Origin of the sequence: Colwellia polaris (assembly GCF_002104515.1) — a bacterium.
Classification (GTDB): Bacteria; Pseudomonadota; Gammaproteobacteria; order Enterobacterales; family Alteromonadaceae; genus Cognaticolwellia; species Cognaticolwellia polaris.
Genome location: NZ_NBOE01000002.1, coordinates 460,715 through 479,231 on the forward strand (window position 1 = coordinate 460,715; position 18,517 = coordinate 479,231).

Genomic DNA, 18,517 nt, shown 5'->3' on the forward strand with positions numbered 1-18,517 from the left:
ATGACAATAAAAATAAACAAGATCGCAAATATAACCGAGTTAAAAAACGAGTTCTCTGAAAATGGTATTGTTAGAGTCTTCAATTTTTTAGAGCAACAAAGCCTAGATACATTAAAAGTATCAATAGAGACTAAAATTAATTTTGATAATGCCTTTTATTTAAATGGCCAGAATCAAGAGGTTAGTGATGCCGATATAAGGGCATTACCCGCGACAACTCAAAAGCAACTTTATCAAGATATTCATCGGATGGCATCAAACGGCGCAGGGTTCTTATATGGCAGACATAAAATAGATCAGACTTCGTTGGAAGAGGTTTATACGCTACTACAACAGCTTAACACTGAAGATACTCTTAAGATACTTAGGGAAATAACGAATTTCTCTGATTTAAAATATGCCGATGGACAAGTAACAAGGTATCGCCGTGGGGATTTCCTAACTCGCCATCTAGATAACATTCCAGGTGAAACCAGGCGCATTGCTTATGTTCTAGGTTTTACTGAAAATTGGCATCCTGATTGGGGAGGTTTATTACAGTTTTTTGAAAAAGACGGCACGCCCATGAGATCTTGGTCCCCAGCACTTAATTCTTTAACATTATTTGATGTTGATAAAGTGCATTCAGTAACTTCGGTGGCACAATTTGCTGCGAAAAATAGGTACTCTGTTACTGGGTGGTTTAGAGCTTAAAATAACGGCTAATAAAAGTTAAATCCTCCCTGAAACGGCCGATAAATTGCAGGGTTATTAGGATAGAAACCTCATTTAAACGTAATTTATTTATACAGCCCAGATATTAGTTGAGTTTAATTATTGTTCAATTAAGAGTGAAAATAGCGGTAATAAGTACCAATTCACTAATATCGTTTGACTTACTACGAAAGAGTTAGTAAAACATAGGTAGCACATATTTTTACAATTAAGAGGACTTCTGTAACATTGATAAAATCAATCTTGTTCTTTATTAAATGAATATATTGTTCTATTCTCGTTACGAAAGGCTTATTTTATCCATTAAAAAATAAAATAAGCAGACTTTTGAATGTACTTAGTTGACAGTTAGGCTGTCGTCTGGGAATATTGCATGGTTTTATTCTAAACAAATTAAAACTTAAAATGGCAGATTATTAAATTTGCGTTAACAATAAAGTTTGTTATCAAAATTCAATAGCAATTGGTTGGGAACTATGTCCAAATTAAGCAAGAAAAGCCTTATCGCATCGACGATAATCGGCGCATTAGCATTTTCAGCAAGCAACTTCGCTGCTGCAGACGCGTTAACAGATCTACAAAAAGCAGAAGCTCAAATTTTTAAAGCTTCAAGTAAATCACAAAGCAAAATCGACAATATCTATGGTCAAACTCAAGAGCTATTAGCTGAGTACCGTAATACAGTTGACGAAGCTGATGTGTTAAAAGGTTATAACGATCACGTTCAACTTATGGTTGACGATCAAAAAGCCAATATTCAATCTTTACAAAATCAAATTGCTGGTATTGATAAAACTAAGCAAGGCGTAGTGCCATTGATGTACAAAATGATTGACACATTAGAAAAGTTTGTTGACCTTGATGTTCCTATGAACATTGATGCACGTAAAGAGCGTATAGCTGGTTTACGTGATGTAATGGGTGACTCAGACGTTTCAGTATCTGAACAATTTCGTTTAGTACTTGAAGCTTACGAGATTGAAGCCAGTTACGGCACTATTTTCGGTGTGTATCAAGGTGAGCTTGACTTAGGTGATCGTATGATTACTGCAGATTTTGTTCACATGGGTCGTATTTCATTTGTTGCTCAATCTCTTGACATGAAAAATGCTTGGGTTTGGAACAATGAAGAGCGTTCATGGGAAGCTTTAGGTGACGAGTACTTGAAACCTGTAACCGATGCCGTACGTATGGCTCGTAAGCAATTACCACTTGATTTAGCTAAACTACCAGTATTTGCAGCAGGAGCAAAATAATGAAAAAAGTTATTAATTTCGTATTATTTGCTGCTTCAATGACTGTAGCAGCTTCAGCATCAGCAAATCAGTTAGATGACTTGTTAAAGCAAGTTAAAAATGACCGTATTTCTGAAGCTAAAATTGATAAAAAGCGTGAAGCGGAATTTACTTCTGCACGTGCTGACAAGCAAGCTTTATTGAATAAAGCTAAAAAAGATCTAGCAGACCAACAAGCTCGTAATAAGCGTTTAACTAAAGAATATGCTGATAACGAAATTACTTTAGCACAGAAAGCTGTAGAGCTTGACAATGCTCAAGGTACATTAGGTGAAATGTTCGGTGTAAGTCGTGCAGCTGCAGCTAATGCTTACGGTTCAATCGTAACTTCACTTGTTTCAGCTGAATACCCAGGTCGTGGTGCAACTTTAGATAAAATCGCTAACTCTAAAGCAATCCCTGAACTTGAACAACTTGAAGAACTTTGGTTTGCACTTCAAACTGAAATGACTCAATCAGGTGAAATCTCTAAGTTTACTACTGAAGTAACTAACTTAGATGGTTCAAAGTCTACTCAGTCAGTAACACGTGTTGGTACGTTCAACTTAGTGTCTGAAGACGGTTACTTAAACTACAACGATGAAGTTGGTCAAGTACAACCACTAGCTAAGCAACCTGCGGGTTACATTGCCGGTGCTGCTGCTTCTTTCTTCGGCGAAACTTCAGGTTACTCTCCTTTATACGTGGATCCTTCACGTGGTGCTATCTTAACGCTAGAAACACGTAAGAAAACACTTATGGAATTCTACCACGAAGGTAAAGAAGTAGGTTATGCAATCACAGTATTGTTGTTCTTCGGTGTTCTTATCGCATTAGAACGTATGATTGTTCTTGGTTCTATGAGCTCTAAAATTAAAGCGCAAGAGAAAAACCTTGACCAACCAAACGATAACAACCCACTGGGTCGTTTATTAAAAGTTTACTTTGAAAACAAATCAGTTGATGCAGAAACACTTGAACTTAAACTTGATGAAGCCATACTTCGCGAAACGCCTAAAGTTGACCGTGGTATTAACTTAATCAAAATGTTCGCTGCAATTGCACCATTAATGGGTCTATTAGGTACGGTAATCGGTATGATTATGACCTTCCAAACGATTACATTATTTGGTACAGGTGACCCGAAAATTATGGCGGGTAACATCTCTCTTGCACTTGTAACAACAGCATTAGGTTTGATTTGTGCATTACCACTAATCTTAATCCACAGCATTGTTGCTGGTAAGAGTAAATCTGTACTACAAAAATTAGACGAGCAAAGCGCTGGCTTAATCGCAGCGATTGCCGAGAAGGAGTCTAAATAATGTTATTCCTGATAGAGCTTTGGGAATCTGTCAGGAGTTTTATTGCGACTGGCGGTAACGTATTATACGTTGTTGCCTTCGCACTCTTATTGATGTGGATAATGATGATAGAACGTTATTGGTTCTTATCAAAAGTTTATCCAAAAATGAAAGACGATATCGTCGGACGTTGGGATGCGAGAGAAGATACTACTTCTTGGTATGCACATCGAATTAGAGATACTTGGATCTCCGAAGCGACAGAACTACTAGAGCAACGCATGCTCACAATTAGAACCTTGGTGGCAATGTGTCCACTAATTGGTTTACTAGGTACGGTAACCGGCATGATCGGTGTGTTTGAAGTAATGGCACAACAAGGTACTGGTAATCCGCGTCTGATGGCGTCTGGTATATCAATGGCAACAATTCCGACAATGGCGGGTATGGTTGCTGCATTATCAGGTGTGTTTTTCAGTTCAAGGTTAGACGCTAAAGTTAAACTAGCAAAGGCTAAACTGGTTGACAGTTTACCTCATCACTAGAGAGATATTCGAATGGCACGTAAACGTATTCGTGAAGACGAAGAAGCAGTAATTGATATGACACCGATGCTTGACATCGTATTCATCATGTTAATCTTCTTTATCGTTACTACTTCTTTTGTAAAAGAAGCTGGTATCGAAGTTAATAAACCAAAAGCGGCAAATCAATCTAAACAAAAGTCAGCTAACATCTTTGTAGCAGTTAAAGATAATGGCGAAATTTGGTTAGACAAACGTCGTGTAGATGTTGAGCGCGTAGCGGCCAATATTGAAAAATTATTGGCTGAGCAACCAACTGATGTTGTAATCATTCAAGCTGACAAAGACGCTAAACATGGTGTTGTTGTTAAAGTAATGGATGCAATTAAAGAAGCGGGCATAGACAGAATTTCTATCGCTGCAGCTAAGGGGTAGTTTATGGTTCGCTTTTTAGTATCTATACTACTAGGCGCGGCAGTAACATTTGCTTTGTTTTCTTTTATGGCCTTTCTTGTTTCTAGCGGTGATAGAACCAAGGAAGAAGCCTTAGAGAATATCATAGTAGAAGTTAATACGACGCCACCTAAGTCAGCTGCAGAACGCCGTCAACGTGTTCCGCCGCCGCCACCGCCGCCGCCTAAAACGCCACCTAAGCCTCAAGCTCCTGAGCCTGAGACTAATAACGATACAAGTGGATTAACGTTTAATATGCCTGGTGTTCAATTAGCTGGTGCAAATGCTGGTATGTCTGCTCCTGGCGCTGGTTTTGGACGCGATGGCGATGCAACACCAATAGTTCGTATTGAGCCTAAGTACCCAATACAAGCTGCTCGTGATGGTAAAGAAGGTTGGGTTACGCTTTCATTTACTATCAACGAAATTGGTGGTGTTGAAGACGTTGATGTTATTGAAGCTGAGCCTAAGCGTATTTTCGACAAAGAAGCTAAACGTGCTTTGCGAAAGTGGAAGTACAAACCAAAAGTTGTTGATGGCAAAGCGATGAGACAACCTGGTTTAACTGTACGACTTGACTTTAAAATGGACGGAGGAAATTAATAATGAATAAGATTTTTTCATCTTTACTGTTAATTATTTCAGTTGTTCTAATTCAATTACCTATTGCTGCAACAGTATCAGCAGCAGGTGCTGAAGATGCAGAAAAGCCAAAGCGTAAAACACAGTTAGTTGGTCCTAGTGTTGGTAAAAAAGTTGCTAAAGCATTTGAATCTTACTCTGCGGATGATATTCCAGGCGCTTTAGTTATTCTTTTAGACATTGATGCTAGCAAAGAATATGACAAAGCTTATGTTGCTCGTTTTATTGCCGTTATGTACGCAAGTATGGGTAATGAAGAAGCAAAAGCGATTGAATATCTTAAGCTTGCAGTAGAGCCTGATATCCTTAACGAAGGAGATCACGGTGAATCAATCAAGTTATTAGCTGATTTGCAAATGCAAACCAAATCTTATGAAGAGGCGCTTGTCAATTATAAGGCTTGGATGGATTTTACGGGTAAATCGGATGGTGATACTTGGACTAAAATAGCGAATGCATATTATGCACTGAAGCAATTAGATAAAATGATTGTGCCAGCGGATAATGCCATTGCAGCTTATGGTGACAAGCAAAACAAAAACCCTTACATTTTGAAAGTTACATCTTATTATGAAACTAAGAAATTTAAGGAAGCTGTTAAAACGCTTGAAACTGTAGTTCAAATCTTCCCAGAAGATAAAACTTGGTGGACTCAACTTGGCATGTTTTATTTGCTAGTTGAAGATTATCAGAAAGGTCTGGAAACATTAGATCTTGCTTATAAACAAGGTTTTCTTGAAAAAGAATCTGAAATCAAAACACTTGCAAGTTTATATTCGCAAAATTCAGTACCATACAAAGCAGCTTTACTGTTAGAGAAGCATATTGATTCAGGCCTAGTAACTCGTGATGATAAGAACTTATCGTCATTAGCGAATGCTTGGCATGCAGCTCAACATATTGATAAAGCAGCGAGCTATTACGGCGAACTAGCTAAAATGACTAACCTTTCTAAGCATTACAGCAAGCAAGGTATGTTATTAAAGCAAGATGAGCAGTTTAAAGCCGCTATTGTAGCGTTAAACAAAGCTTTAGAACTTGGTGTTTCAAATAAAGGTAGACTGTATATGAGTATTGCAGAATCTCACTTTTATTTAGAAGAATATAAACAAGCTTATAAAGCAATTAATTTAGCCATGAAAGATCCTAAGACTCGTAAGTCTGCTAAGGGTTGGGTAGGTTTTATTAAAGACACTGCGCAACGTAAAAATGTTGCAATCTAAGTTTGCTACTTAGTTCCAATAAAAAACCAGCCAAATAGGCTGGTTTTTTTTGTTTAAAAAAAAGGCTATGTATAATAGCAAACTGATTATTTTATTAACCATCCGAAAATAATTGCTTATGCAAAATAGACGTTATGATAAATATCGACTATTAATAACCAACTATCAATTAGTCATTCTCACTTGCTTCATCCCTTAAAAGAAATATATAAATAAGAGACCATTTAAGCTCTGAAATTGGAAGTTTATTTTAGGCAAATGCAGGCAGTATTTAGCCTGGCAATTTCTATTAGCTAGCTTTATATTTACATGTTGTTTAAACGATTGTTTGCTTTTGCTAGGGTTACTTTTAAAAAATATTACCGTAATTATTTATAATGAGTAATGAACTCATCACTATAAGTATTAACGATTTTATCGCTAATACTTGGTTATAAATATCCCGTTCAAATTTATTAATATAAAAATACGAGACTAAATAAGACTACCTTTTATAGGCACTTTGATTTACAATGCGCGCCGATTAATCAACCTAATGGTATTTTTATGTCAAAAGAAAACTTCAAAGATAGCACCTCAATTCTCCATATATTTACAGCTGTTTTGGTTATGTTTGCAGCGCCGCTTTTACCCATGTTAGCTGGTTGGTTCACGTTATTATCAAATTAGTCAAAGGCGTTAATATTTAGGATGAATATACTCGTTGTAGACGACAATTCGATCATATTAAATAACCTTACTGTGCTGTTATCGGCGCACGGGTATTTTGTAAATACGGCTTGTCATGGTTTAGATGCTTCAGAAGCATTAGTAAATAATAATTTTGATTTGGTTATAATTGACCATTTAATGCCAATTATGAATGGTATCCAATTAACCAAATATATAAGGCAGCATGAAATATTAGCAGGTATTCCTGTGATATTCATGACTACACAAGGCAAAAGCGCTGTGCCTTATCTTTGTGATATTAAAATGTTTGATGCAATTATTGATAAACCTATAGAAGAGCAAAGTTTTATCAATTTAGTAAATGAACTACTAATACCAAATTCTCGCAGTCAGTCACTATAATTTTTCATAGAATTGCTTTATTCTGTAGCTAAAATATCTTTTGACTTATAGAACATGACTGAATCACAAATCAATATACTTAAATCTGCAATTCATACCATTCCTGATTATCCTAAGCCCGGTATTCTCTTTAGAGATGTTACTGGGATTTTAGATGATGCTGAAGCGCTTCAATTAACTATTAATATTTTAGCTGAAAAGTTTAAAGGTGGCGGATTTACTAAAATTGTTGGAACTGAAGCTCGCGGCTTCCTCTTTGGTGCTCCTTTAGCTGTTGCAATGGGCGTTGGATTTATTCCTGTACGTAAGCCAGGTAAACTGCCAAGAGCAACATTTAAGCAAGATTACGAGTTGGAATATGGCCAAGACACTTTAGAAATTCACCAAGATGCTTTAAGTTCAAATGACAATGTTTTAATTATTGATGATTTACTTGCAACAGGTGGCACAATCGAAGCGACAACAAAATTAATTCGACGACTGGGTGCTAAAGTAACCGATGCTGCTTTTGTTATCTCGTTGCCCGACTTAGGCGGTGAAGAAAAACTTAAAGGCATGGATTTATCTGTGTTCTCTTTATTACAATATGCTGGTGATTAAGGCCGAAAAATGAGCTATCAGGTTTTAGCAAGAAAATGGCGTCCAAAATCCTTTAGTGAGCTTATGGGACAAGAACATATCGTAACTGTTCTTGTTAACGCATTGACTCAGCAAAGGCTTCATCACGCGTACTTATTTACTGGTACCCGTGGTGTTGGTAAAACAACTATCGCCAGAATTTTTGCTAAAAGCTTAAATTGCGATACAGGTATTACTGCAACACCTTGTGGTGTTTGTGATGCTTGTGTTGATATTGATCAGGGTAAATTTGTTGATTTACTCGAGATTGATGCGGCTTCACGTACAAAAGTAGATGACACCCGTGAAATTCTAGACAACGTACAATATGCCCCTACAAGAGGGCGCTATAAAGTCTACTTAATTGATGAAGTTCACATGCTTTCTAAGAGCAGTTTTAATGCCTTATTAAAGACATTAGAAGAACCGCCTGAACATGTTAAATTTATTTTAGCGACTACTGATCCTCAAAAGTTACCTGTTACTGTGCTTTCACGTTGTTTACAGTTCCATTTAAAAGCACTGTCAATTAAACAAATCAGCGATAAAACAACGGAAATATTAACTAAAGAAAGTGTAACCTTCGATCTTGAAGCTATTGCTCTGCTTGCTAAAGCTGCACGTGGCAGTATGCGAGATTGTTTGAGCTTAACAGACCAATGTATTGCCCAAGGTAACGGTAATATTACTCGGCACGACGTACAACAAATGTTGGGTGGTGTTGATCGTGATTGGGTATTTAAAATTCTTATCGCGTTGCTGAAACAAGATGCAGAAGCGCTAATGAAATTATCGCTATCAATCGCATCATATGCCCCCAGTTATAGTCGTTTATCGGCTGAATTAATTCAGTTGTTACATCAAGTTGCAATGACACAAGTGGTAGAATCTAATTTTAGCTTACCTGCAGAACATCAGCAGATGTTGATGCGATTTTGCCAATTAATGTCTCCTGAAGATGTACAGCTTTATTATCAAATAGTACTAACCGCTCGAAAAGACTTACCCTATGCTGATGATGAGCAAGCAGCGTTTGATATGATGCTATTGCGTCTACTTGCCTTTAAACCAGTGATTAATAACCAAGAGTTACCCACTGCTGAAAAAAGTAAAGTAGAGGCTGCTAAAATTCAGCAGGCTGCAGATAAGCAACTTGATGAATTGACTTTTGAACAACCTTCAACTGCATCAGCTTCAGCTGTTTCATCCTCGGCTGCTGAGATAACTAACACACTTGAGCATGCTTCAGTTGAAGAAACTTCGCTATTAAAAAAGCAAGAAGATAACATGCCTGCGGCAGAGGCAGAGGCAGAGGCAGAGGCAGAGGCAGAAAAGCTTTCTCCTTTGGTAGAAGAACATAACAGTAGCAACACTTCTACTCTTGACGTTATTTCAGTAGCTAGTCAAACAGATTATGTTCAGGAAGAACAAGATCAAGAGATAAACATCGAGAATAATGATGAATTGATTAGTCAGAAAAATGAAGCATTAAACCAAGAGATGTCAGCAATAGAACAACAAGCCAGCACTCTAATTGACAATAACTCTGATGAAGAGCTTACCAGCCATGTTGATTCATCTTATGGTACTCTAGAAAACTTGCCTGCTGATACACAAGAGACTGATAGTATTAGCCAGCAAGAGTTAAGTAATGAAAAACAAGGTTTTGCATCTAACGTAACGGCAGCTATTCACACACGAAACATGCTCAGAAGTCGAAAAAAATCGATGGAGGAGGGCGGAAAAAAGCCTAATGGCGCAGGCATGCGTCTAACAGCTGATGCCGTTAATACATCTGGGGAAATACCTGACGTACCCACTCAAAGTAAAGTGGAAAGCACGCCGAATGTTCCTGATTTAGCAACTTTACCTGAACAGCCTTATACTGAAGATATTATTAATCCAGCAACGATTAAATTAGCTAATCAAGTTGATAAGTGGGCACACATGATCGACAGTATGTCGTTAATTGCTCGTTTAAGGCAATTAGCTATTCATGCAACAATTGATGAAAGTTCTACTGATGATCTATTGATACTGCAATTAGATAAATCGATCAGGCATTTAAATAGTGATGCGGCCCATAAACAATTAGAAGTGCATATATCTGAATACTTGCAACGTAAAGTTACTGTTGAATTAAATATTGTAGAGAAAACCGTTGCTGATCCTTATCAAATTCAATCAGATATCAATGCAAAGCGCTATGAATATGCAAAACAAGTATTAGCCGAAGATGAAATTGTTATCGCATTAAAGCAAGAATTTCAAGCTGAACTTGATGAAGAAACTGTTGTAGCGCGTTAATCGCTACTTGAAATTTTAGCCGTTAAGCACTATCTTTGGCGGCATATAACTTTGGAGTGAAAATTATGATGAAAGGTGGCATGGGCAATCTAATGAAACAAGCCCAACAAATGCAAGCTAAAATGGCTAAAGCTCAAGAAGAGTTAGCCAATATGGAAGTTACCGGCGAAGCGGGTGCCGGCATGGTTAAAGTAACTATGACAGGCAACCATAATGTTCGTCGTGTTGCTATTGACGATAGCTTAATGGAAGACGATAAAGAAATGCTTGAAGACCTTGTTGCCGCGGCAATGAATGACGCTGTGCGTCGTGTTGAAGAGCAAAACAAAGAAAAAATGGGTTCGCTAACTGGCGGTATGCAAATGCCTCCAGGGATGAAAATGCCGTTTTAGTTCTTAACTCTTTGAAAAAGCCGACTTTTATGTCGGCTTTTTTAGTTGGGACTACAGAGGAACTATTTTCCCTCATACTCTTGACCTAATTTTTGGGCTAGTTCTTTAATATAATTAGGAGATTCATCTTCAATCCATTTCCCATAAACGGTTTGAATATGCCCCCAATTTTTATGCCCCATTTGTTTAGCTAACCACGTTAACTCTGCTTTAAGAATTAACATTTGACTAGCAAATGTATGTCTTAGTTGATACGGAGGTCTGTAAGTTATACCTGCTTCTTTTATCCAATCATTCCATTGATTTTGTTTTGTTGTAATTTCAGGACGCATAAAAGGCAGTTTACCTCTGCTTAGGAATACCCTTCTTCTAGAAACTTGTTTTGTTCGAAAGTTTTTGAAGTGAGCTGTTTCAACAATTATTTTTTCATCGTAAGAATACTTCATTTGTTCTTTCAATAGTTTTACCATATCAGGTAGTAAAGAAACTGTTCTAACACTTGAGGGCGTTTTTGGCGGTTTTAAAGTACCTTTTCGATCGATACTATAACGTACCTTCAAACAGTTGTTGTGAAAGTCAATATCTTCCCAAGCTAAGGCTTTAACTTCCCCATGCCTTAATCCTGTCCAAGCTAAAAATTCAACAAGTCGTTTAGTTTGTGGAATATGTATAACATTTAAAAGTTTTTTTAGTTCACTTTTAGAAAATGGGGTAATGAATTCATCTTCAACATCAAATTCATCTTTTGGTAACTTCCTTACACGATCAAAAGGATCTTTAGTAATTATTTCGTCAGTAATAGCAATACTTATAACTTGTCGCAAAAGTTGACTATATTCTTTAACCGTTACACTTTTTCTTTTTCTTAATGAGTTTTTTCTCATGGCATTAAGATCTGCGGTCGTAATATCTATAATCGGTTTATTATAAAGTCCGTATTCTTTTACCCAATTTTTACATGTTTTAAGTTTACTTAATATTGAGTAACCTAATTCATGCTCTCTATCTTCTTCATATTTTGCAAATAAGTCAGACAATAAAGTAATTTTTTGAGCTGTTTGTGCCTGTTTTGATAACGGAAAATGCTTAAGCCAAAAGTGGTCAGGATCTCTATCATAAATACCAAGCTCAATATCAGTTTTGATTTTAATTAGCTTACTACTAGCAATTGGAATGTTAGCTATAGTGGTATCAAGACCTGTTGATCTCCGTATAGTGTATGGCTTATCAGGTAACTTTATTTGGATATTTAATTTACCATTTCGATCAGAAACATTTTTAGTGTTTGAAAGTATTTCTTCACCGTTTGTTGTTAATACTGCCATTATAAATACTCCCCGATAGTTGCCATGTTGATAGAGATTCTTCCTGTTATTTCTTTTTGTCGCCATACAATATTCTCAGGATATTGATGCCGCTTGATCCTTTGTCTTAATGCTGAAGGTGAGATGCCTATATCTTTAGCTGCTTTTTTCAATACAACCCAGTTGCAGATTTTATTTTTTAGATCTAAAGAATATTGGATAGATGCAACCTTATTTTCGAGCTTATTTAGTACATCTTCCAATAATGTAGCTCTATCAATAAGTGTAAATAGTGAATTTAGCTCTTCGCGCATGAAATCACCTCCGAAATGAAAAACAGACCTGTAGTACTGAGTGCCTTAATGACATTAAGTATACATGACTTTTCTTTAAGTGTTTGATTTTGTCCAGGTTTGTTGTTTTTTGGATACATTGAAATAGCTAATAAGTAGCTAGTTTTATAGTTTTTTTCTTTAAATTTTTTCATTTTCTAATCCTCTAATATTAAAATTTTAATAAAGGAGGGCTTAGAGCAATGAACTGGTCGTTTGCCCTCCGATATAACGATTTTTTTGTTGTTTCAAAACTTTCATTTTTAAAGTTCTTTTTTGTGTGTAATAAATATGTGTGTGAGTGTTTTTATATTTATTTACATTTCTAATACCTCCGATTATTTAAAATTATTTTTAATCAATTACTGTTGGTGTTTTTACTAACCATCCATTGTCATCTAGCCATATCAGCATTTCATCTTGTGCTGCATTAGAGAAATCTGGTTCTTTAGTTATATTTAGTAATCTCAGTACTATTTGTTTATTACTATAATCAAGACCTGCACTGATACGCAGTAAACTAACCCCATACTTTTGACTACAAGCTGCGGCTGCTGCATGCGCTAAAGTTCCTGTAGATTTTGCATAACCACCTTGAGCTATAATATTTTTCAATTCATTGAATAAGTTCATTTTTCTTCCTTATTTGGAATTCATATAAAGTTGAAAGAAATGAAGAGAGATTAATAAATTTTCTTTATTACCATCAAACGTACATTTCAAGGAATCATGAAAGCTTGTTAATTTGATATTTCCAAAAACACTGCATTCAATAATGAGAACTATGTCGGAAGGGAATTGTAAAACAGCCTGAATAGCACCATCGTTTGCCATATGTAGGCCGATTAAGTTTACTCTTAATAAGTTAATAAACTCATCAGTCGGGCTTTCGTCAAATAATGAATAAAGGTTGATAATTTCTTGCTCAACGGTGTTGTATTTTTGTAAATCTAAATTCATGGTAAATCTCCTAATAATATTTTTAAGGTGATAGGAGGCCTGACCAAAATTAGATCATATTTTTACCTTCTATCAAATTTTCTTCTGTGAACAATTTCACGTTTTTTGCCTAACTTACTCCCTATAAATAGGGATATTATTCAAGCATTGCTGCCAACGAATGATCATATAATAAACGATCTTCATAAATGTTTCAATCATTATTTAAATAAACTTGTTTAAAAACAGTAACTTAGCTTGACAAAATTACAAATTAATGGTATTTTTTTTGTAAGGTAAGTTATTGTTTTTATGCCTATATTTATGTGAAGATAGTTGACAGAATAGAAATCAAAGTCATTAGAAAATAAATAGAAGAAAGGCTGTACTTATAGTGAATGGAATCCCTGAAAGAATAAATAATCCAACTTTATTAGATTTTGATCACCTTCAAAATTTAATCAATGAAGGAAAGAATCCGATAATTCAGTTTGTTGAACCTTCTTATGATGAAACGTTGCTTAAAACTTTGGACAAGGCATGCTTACATTTTGGCGAGCAACTGGAAGTTCGGTTTTATGGCTATTATGGGGATGTTTTTGATGCTTCTTGTCTAAAGCTCTTACCAAACGTTAAAAACTTGTCTGTCGATTGTTTAACTGAAATAGTTAATGAAGATGAAATTTTATATTTAGATCACTTAATTCATTTAAGGCTAGGAATCTATAATTTTGATAAAACTGATTTCCTATCTCGTTTAAATAAACAGAACTATTTAACACTTACCATCAGTGATAATGATAAAAATAATTTAGATCTTTCATCGCTGAATGAGTTTCAAAGTTTACGAGAGCTTTGTATTGTCGGTCATACTAAAAATATTGAAGTGATCGGTGAACTAATTAATCTTGAATCATTAACATTGAGCAAAATATCGAAGAAACAATCGTTAGACTTTGTTAATGACCTTAAAAACTTAAAACATTTACGAATCATTTTAGGTGGAAGGGAATCAATAGAAGAAATAGATAATCCAGCAATAGAAAACATTGAAATAATTAGGGTTAGAGGACTTGCTGAACTTGGTGATTTAGCCCGATTTCCCAAGCTTAGATCTTTACATATTGAAGATCAAATCAAGTTGAAACATATTAATTTAATGCCTGAACTTAAATATTTAAATGAAATAAAAATATTAAATTGCAAAAAATTGGTGCTCATTGATGGACTTACAAAATTATCTAATTTAGAGCATTTAAGGATTTATGGAACATCATTAGATGATAGTTCGTTTATAGACCAACAGTTACCATCTTCACTTAATATTTTTGCTTTTTACACAGGTAAAAATAAGAAAGATAAAGTCATTCGTCAGAAATTAGACGGATTGGGTTATATAGAATATTCGGATTAAAAAATTAATGAAATTATTAAAAATTTTTATAACTATCTCTATTTTAGTATTAACAAATTCAGCATGGGCATGTGAAACTTTAGATAATTGTATGACTGAATTTACTCAAGTTGCTGGTGATGGTTTAGGTACGACAAAAGTAGAGGGTGAATTTGCGGCTAGATTAGCAAAGTTTGGTGACGATGCTGTTGTAGAGCTTCTTCCGCTATTATTAAGTGAAAATGAAGGGTATAGAAACTTAGCAAGTTATACATTACTTAAAATTACCCCTATTAATGCCAGACATTTAGATGCGTTAAATGATGGCTTGCAAAAAGATCGTGGCTGGTTACCAAGTGTCATTGCAAGAATAGGTACAGATAAAGCTAAAAATTATTTAGTCAGAGATTTTATCAGAAAACCTGAGTCTGGTGGACAAATGGGATTTGCATTTAAGCTGCTAGGTGAAAAAGTTACAGGTGATCTTATTAATTTGTATCATTGTAAAAGTGGCTGTGACCGTTTCTTTTTATCGGATCTTAGGAACGTATTTGGAAATATAAAAAATTTTAGTCAGAAAGATATTCAATTAATAGTAGAAATTGCTAAAAATAACTCCATTCAAACCGAAGCAAGGCATGGTGTTCTTGAAGTATTAGTTGGCAAAGACAACCTTACTAGTGAAAAGTTAGATGAACTGGTTGCCCTTAAAGAAATTGAACCATCATTTTCAAAAACAGTTAATCAGATCTTAATTGATAATGGTTCGATAAACTCTAAAGAGTTAATTATAGAATTAATAAAGCAAGACACTCGTTGGGACAACTATGTCAGTGAAGCTTATATAAACTTAACCAAAATGGGGAAAGGTGGCTCGTTTGCATTACCTGCGTTATATGAGATTGCGGTAAAACAAGAGAGTGATTATAAATTACGTGCAATAAGAACTATTGGTTTTGTAGGTGATAAAAGTTCTGTGCAATTTTTATCTAATATGCTTGATGAAAAGGTTGATTGGCAAGTTGTTTATGTGGCTATTAATGCACTTTCACAATTAAATGCCACTTCTGAGTTTAACAAATTGAAAAACTTGTCAGAAAAACATTGGTATAAAGTTATTAGGGATTCTGCCGCAGCAGTTATTAATAGATTTGAAATGAATGACAAATATCAATCTACTTTCTACCTAGATAAGTATGCAGCTCAGTTACCAGATAAAGATCATCGGGAAGGTTTAGAATCTCTTTATGGTAACTTTTGGGTACCATCGTTAGCTGTATGTGATAAAAATTCATTCAGGGTTATAAATGAATCGTCTGATATTAAAAAGTACCGTGATCATAAAGCTCCAAATTCATTTAAAGAATTCTCATATTTATCATCCATTCTCCATGATGGCTATTTCCCTGATGAACATCGTATTTTTCCTCACTCAGCACTCAAAGTTGATAATGGTTGGCTTCTAGGTGCCAATAGGGGAGAGTTCGGTGGTGAATTAACTTTTATGAATGATAAAAAGGAAATTGAAGTATTATTAAACGCCAATGTAGAAGATATATTCGAAATGAGTTTTGGCTACATTGCTGTTACTGGACTTGCTCACATGAGTTTTGACTCTGGCGCTATCTTCTTAATATCAAAGTCACATGATGGTAAGTGGACAACTAAAAAATGGTTATCTTTACCAGGAGCAGCAAGAAGCTCTTGGTTAATCAAAGGTGATAAATTACTGATTAACACTACCAAAGCAAGTATTGCTGTTGATCACTCTGGAAATATTCAAACAATGGAGTGTAGCAGTAGCTAATTTCATTGTTTGGATTTCAGTATTTTCTATATTTTCAAGGTGCCTTTCTCCAACCTTGACCCATGCTTCACGAAGTGATGCTCTAATGGGCTAAAGCATCACAGAAATAATGCATTATCTTATGTATTATTTTTCCCCTCTCTCTATTGCTCTTGAAAACTCTTAATTCCTATGTAAAAACTAATACTATAACAACGAGATTATAGTAATGGTGAAGAACAAAAATTACGTGTCATTTAACGCAAAGTATTGGAAGCACTCGAAAGCCCTAGCTCTGTTAGGGCATTCAGAAAGATTATTCCAAAAGAATAAAAATGTCATATCACCAGAATTATCTAAGTTAAATTTTGGCTCGAAGAATTTATCCCAATCCTATTTAGATATTCATCAGCAACGACAAGACATTAAAAAAGCTAGAGTAGATGCCAATACTTTGATTGAAGGAGTCTTAGCTTTTTCAAATGATAGATTTGTTGAACTAGAGCAAAAATTATCAGAAGAAGAATTAAGAGAACAATTCAATAAACAAATAATTGTTTTTGCCAAAAAAGTAGAAAAAAAATATAAATTAAAGTTCATTTCTTATGTTCAGCATAGAGATGAAGGTCATACAGATGAAAATGGAAAATTGAAGATTAATCATCATGCACACCTATTTTTCTACAATTATGACTTTGAAACAAAAACGTCACCACTAAGAACTATGAAGCGTAAAGATTGGTCAGTGATTCAAGATTTAGCTGGGATTTCCTTTAGAACCCTGAACTTTATAAGAGGAAAAAATAAAAAGAAAACAGGTAAAGAACATCTAGAAAAAGATGACTTTATTAAACAAAAACATAATGCAGCGTCTGATATAACATCGAACATTTCGAATACTTTTAAAAAGCTTGTTAAATCGGTATTCACACTTAATAAAAACGACTACAAACAAGGAATAAAGAAGTTTAGATATTATCTTCAAGAACTCAAAAATATTGATGAACAAGCTTTTGAAGAGGTTTCATCGTTAACAGAGAAAATAATTTCAAAACCAAAACCAAAACCAAAGACAAGGAGTGTCAACAATGCAAAACCACAATATAAACCCAAATTTCAACCCAGCGACAGAAAAGCAACTTGATCATGTTGAACAGATTTCAAATGACTTACTATCATGTGAACAGAGAATACAGGTAGGTAGGCTCATTAATTCATGTTCTGGGCTGTTTAAATTTATAGTAAGTCATGTACCACCACTATCTGTATTTGAAGCAATAGATTTATACTTTACGAAGTTTCAAAAAAAGAAATCACCAATACGAAGAAAGCAACAATTTGGTGATTATGAAAATCAAATGTTTTTTGTACTCATGTACATGTTTCTAGGATCTACTTTTAAAGATGCAGTAAATGAAATTGAAGAACTAAAAGAAACGTATACTGATGGAAAAATTGAAAGTTTTACGTCATTTGATTATCACTATCATAATAATGAAAATTTTAGAAGTTTGGTAAATAAGGATAAAAAATCTAAATTTAAAAAATAAAAATAAAAATAAAAATAAAAATAAAAATGGGGTGGTTGGAATTTACACCCTTTTCTTTTTGTTGTGTTAGTCTTTTTTAATAATTGCCAGCAAACCAAGCTCCTACCATATTAATAGGTATAACTGGCTAACTGGCAGAACTATATGCTTGCCGTGGCTACTCTTGTTTTGTGTCTAACAATTTCGCAGAGAACTTTTCAACACCCATATACACATGATGCCCTTCGTACCCAGTTCTCATAGTTTTATAAGTTATATACTTTTGCCCTGCCTGTTTTTTATCGCGTGGTTGCTGGTTGGTTTGCCCGTACTCCACAAATTTTGTATATAACCCACATTACTATCCTTTAGCGGGCTTGACCTTACGATTTAACCTTGTAGGCCATTGGCTAACTTCCTCCACAACATCTTTAATCCAAGGGAAGTTAGGCTTTATTATTTTTTAGTATCAAATTCAATTATTAGGTATCAGATTAAAACCAACATTGATCAAAATAAATGTTACCTAATATAGTTTTACCACATTTTTTAAAACGATCAATAGAGAATGATATTTTTTTATTTAATAAAAACATATCATTTGAATCAATGATTAATGTATACATTTGTGGCAATATTATACGATAAAATATTTTATATTAGTTATGGACACATTATTAAGCAGATAATGTAGATGAGGGAACATGTA

19 protein-coding genes are annotated in these 18,517 nt (G+C 34.8%); 15 read left to right on the forward strand and 4 right to left on the reverse strand.

Translation table 11 applies throughout. The features are described 5' to 3' along the window. The 11 genes from B6A32_RS06405 to B6A32_RS06455 all read left to right on the forward strand — a co-directional run bounded on the left by B6A32_RS06405 (nt 1) and on the right by B6A32_RS06455 (nt 10,525). A complete protein-coding gene (locus tag B6A32_RS06405; RefSeq protein WP_085302102.1) occupies nt 1-693 on the forward strand; it encodes a 2OG-Fe(II) oxygenase family protein in 693 nt (230 codons plus the stop codon). Between the two features lie 497 nt (nt 694-1,190). Further along, on the forward strand, nt 1,191-1,970 hold the full coding sequence (locus B6A32_RS06410; protein ID WP_085302103.1) for a DUF3450 domain-containing protein: 780 nt from the start codon (nt 1,191-1,193) through the stop codon (nt 1,968-1,970). Beyond that, the gene (locus B6A32_RS06415; protein ID WP_085302104.1) at nt 1,970-3,313 is read left to right on the forward strand and encodes a MotA/TolQ/ExbB proton channel family protein; all 1,344 of its coding nucleotides are present in this window, start codon (nt 1,970-1,972) and stop codon (nt 3,311-3,313) included. Before B6A32_RS06410 ends, B6A32_RS06415 begins: the two co-directional genes overlap by 1 nt. Then, a complete protein-coding gene (locus B6A32_RS06420) occupies nt 3,313-3,837 on the forward strand; it encodes a MotA/TolQ/ExbB proton channel family protein (RefSeq protein ID WP_077285344.1) in 525 nt (174 codons plus the stop codon). The genes B6A32_RS06415 and B6A32_RS06420 overlap by 1 nt, the downstream gene beginning before the upstream one ends. A gap of 12 nt (nt 3,838-3,849) precedes the next feature. Beyond that, nucleotides 3,850-4,251 (forward strand): ExbD/TolR family protein, encoded by a 402-nt coding sequence (locus B6A32_RS06425; protein WP_085302106.1) that lies wholly within the window; start codon nt 3,850-3,852, stop codon nt 4,249-4,251. Nucleotides 4,252-4,254: 3 nt separating this feature from the next. Continuing rightward, entirely contained in the window at nt 4,255-4,872 is a 618-nt protein-coding gene (locus B6A32_RS06430; protein ID WP_085302108.1) for an energy transducer TonB, read from the forward strand. A 2-nt stretch (nt 4,873-4,874) separates the two neighbouring features. Next, the gene (locus B6A32_RS06435; protein WP_085302110.1) at nt 4,875-6,134 is read left to right on the forward strand and encodes a tetratricopeptide repeat protein; all 1,260 of its coding nucleotides are present in this window, start codon (nt 4,875-4,877) and stop codon (nt 6,132-6,134) included. Nucleotides 6,135-6,824: 690 nt separating this feature from the next. Next, nucleotides 6,825-7,208, forward strand: a complete 384-nt coding sequence (locus tag B6A32_RS06440; protein WP_085302111.1) for a response regulator — start codon at nt 6,825-6,827, stop codon at nt 7,206-7,208. 54 nt (nt 7,209-7,262) lie between these two features. Further along, nucleotides 7,263-7,808, forward strand: coding sequence for an adenine phosphoribosyltransferase (gene apt / locus B6A32_RS06445; RefSeq protein WP_085302112.1), 546 nt, complete (start codon nt 7,263-7,265; stop codon nt 7,806-7,808). Between the two features lie 9 nt (nt 7,809-7,817). Continuing rightward, complete coding sequence (gene dnaX, locus B6A32_RS06450; RefSeq protein ID WP_085302113.1) at nt 7,818-10,133, forward strand: DNA polymerase III subunit gamma/tau; 2,316 nt, start codon at nt 7,818-7,820, stop codon at nt 10,131-10,133. Between the two features lie 62 nt (nt 10,134-10,195). After that, a complete protein-coding gene (locus B6A32_RS06455; RefSeq protein WP_101685925.1) occupies nt 10,196-10,525 on the forward strand; it encodes a YbaB/EbfC family nucleoid-associated protein in 330 nt (109 codons plus the stop codon). Nucleotides 10,526-10,587: 62 nt separating this feature from the next. Here the strand turns inward: B6A32_RS06455 and B6A32_RS06460 are convergent, their stop codons facing one another. The 4 genes from B6A32_RS06460 to B6A32_RS06475 form a co-directional block, all read right to left on the reverse strand. Further along, on the reverse strand, nt 10,588-11,850 hold the full coding sequence (locus tag B6A32_RS06460) for a tyrosine-type recombinase/integrase (protein ID WP_158088458.1): 1,263 nt from the start codon (nt 11,848-11,850) through the stop codon (nt 10,588-10,590). After that, complete coding sequence (locus B6A32_RS19205; RefSeq protein WP_143327876.1) at nt 11,850-12,143, reverse strand: hypothetical protein; 294 nt, start codon at nt 12,141-12,143, stop codon at nt 11,850-11,852. The genes B6A32_RS06460 and B6A32_RS19205 overlap by 1 nt, the downstream gene beginning before the upstream one ends. A gap of 372 nt (nt 12,144-12,515) precedes the next feature. Then, the gene (locus tag B6A32_RS06470; protein ID WP_085302117.1) at nt 12,516-12,794 is read right to left on the reverse strand and encodes a hypothetical protein; all 279 of its coding nucleotides are present in this window, start codon (nt 12,792-12,794) and stop codon (nt 12,516-12,518) included. Between the two features lie 9 nt (nt 12,795-12,803). Next, complete coding sequence (locus B6A32_RS06475; RefSeq protein WP_085302118.1) at nt 12,804-13,121, reverse strand: hypothetical protein; 318 nt, start codon at nt 13,119-13,121, stop codon at nt 12,804-12,806. Nucleotides 13,122-13,494: 373 nt separating this feature from the next. Between B6A32_RS06475 and B6A32_RS06480 the strand changes: the two genes are divergently transcribed. The 4 genes from B6A32_RS06480 (at nt 13,495) to B6A32_RS06495 (ending at nt 17,829) form a co-directional block, all read left to right on the forward strand. Beyond that, nucleotides 13,495-14,514, forward strand: coding sequence for a hypothetical protein (locus tag B6A32_RS06480; protein WP_085302119.1), 1,020 nt, complete (start codon nt 13,495-13,497; stop codon nt 14,512-14,514). Nucleotides 14,515-14,521: 7 nt separating this feature from the next. Next, the gene (locus tag B6A32_RS06485; RefSeq protein ID WP_085302120.1) at nt 14,522-16,300 is read left to right on the forward strand and encodes a HEAT repeat domain-containing protein; all 1,779 of its coding nucleotides are present in this window, start codon (nt 14,522-14,524) and stop codon (nt 16,298-16,300) included. Nucleotides 16,301-16,529: 229 nt separating this feature from the next. Beyond that, nucleotides 16,530-17,423: a hypothetical protein gene (locus B6A32_RS06490; RefSeq protein WP_143327877.1), complete on the forward strand. Its 894-nt coding sequence runs from the start codon at nt 16,530-16,532 to the stop codon at nt 17,421-17,423. After that, entirely contained in the window at nt 17,368-17,829 is a 462-nt protein-coding gene (locus B6A32_RS06495) for a hypothetical protein (protein ID WP_085302124.1), read from the forward strand. Before B6A32_RS06490 ends, B6A32_RS06495 begins: the two co-directional genes overlap by 56 nt. Nucleotides 17,830-18,517: the final 688 nt, after the last annotated feature.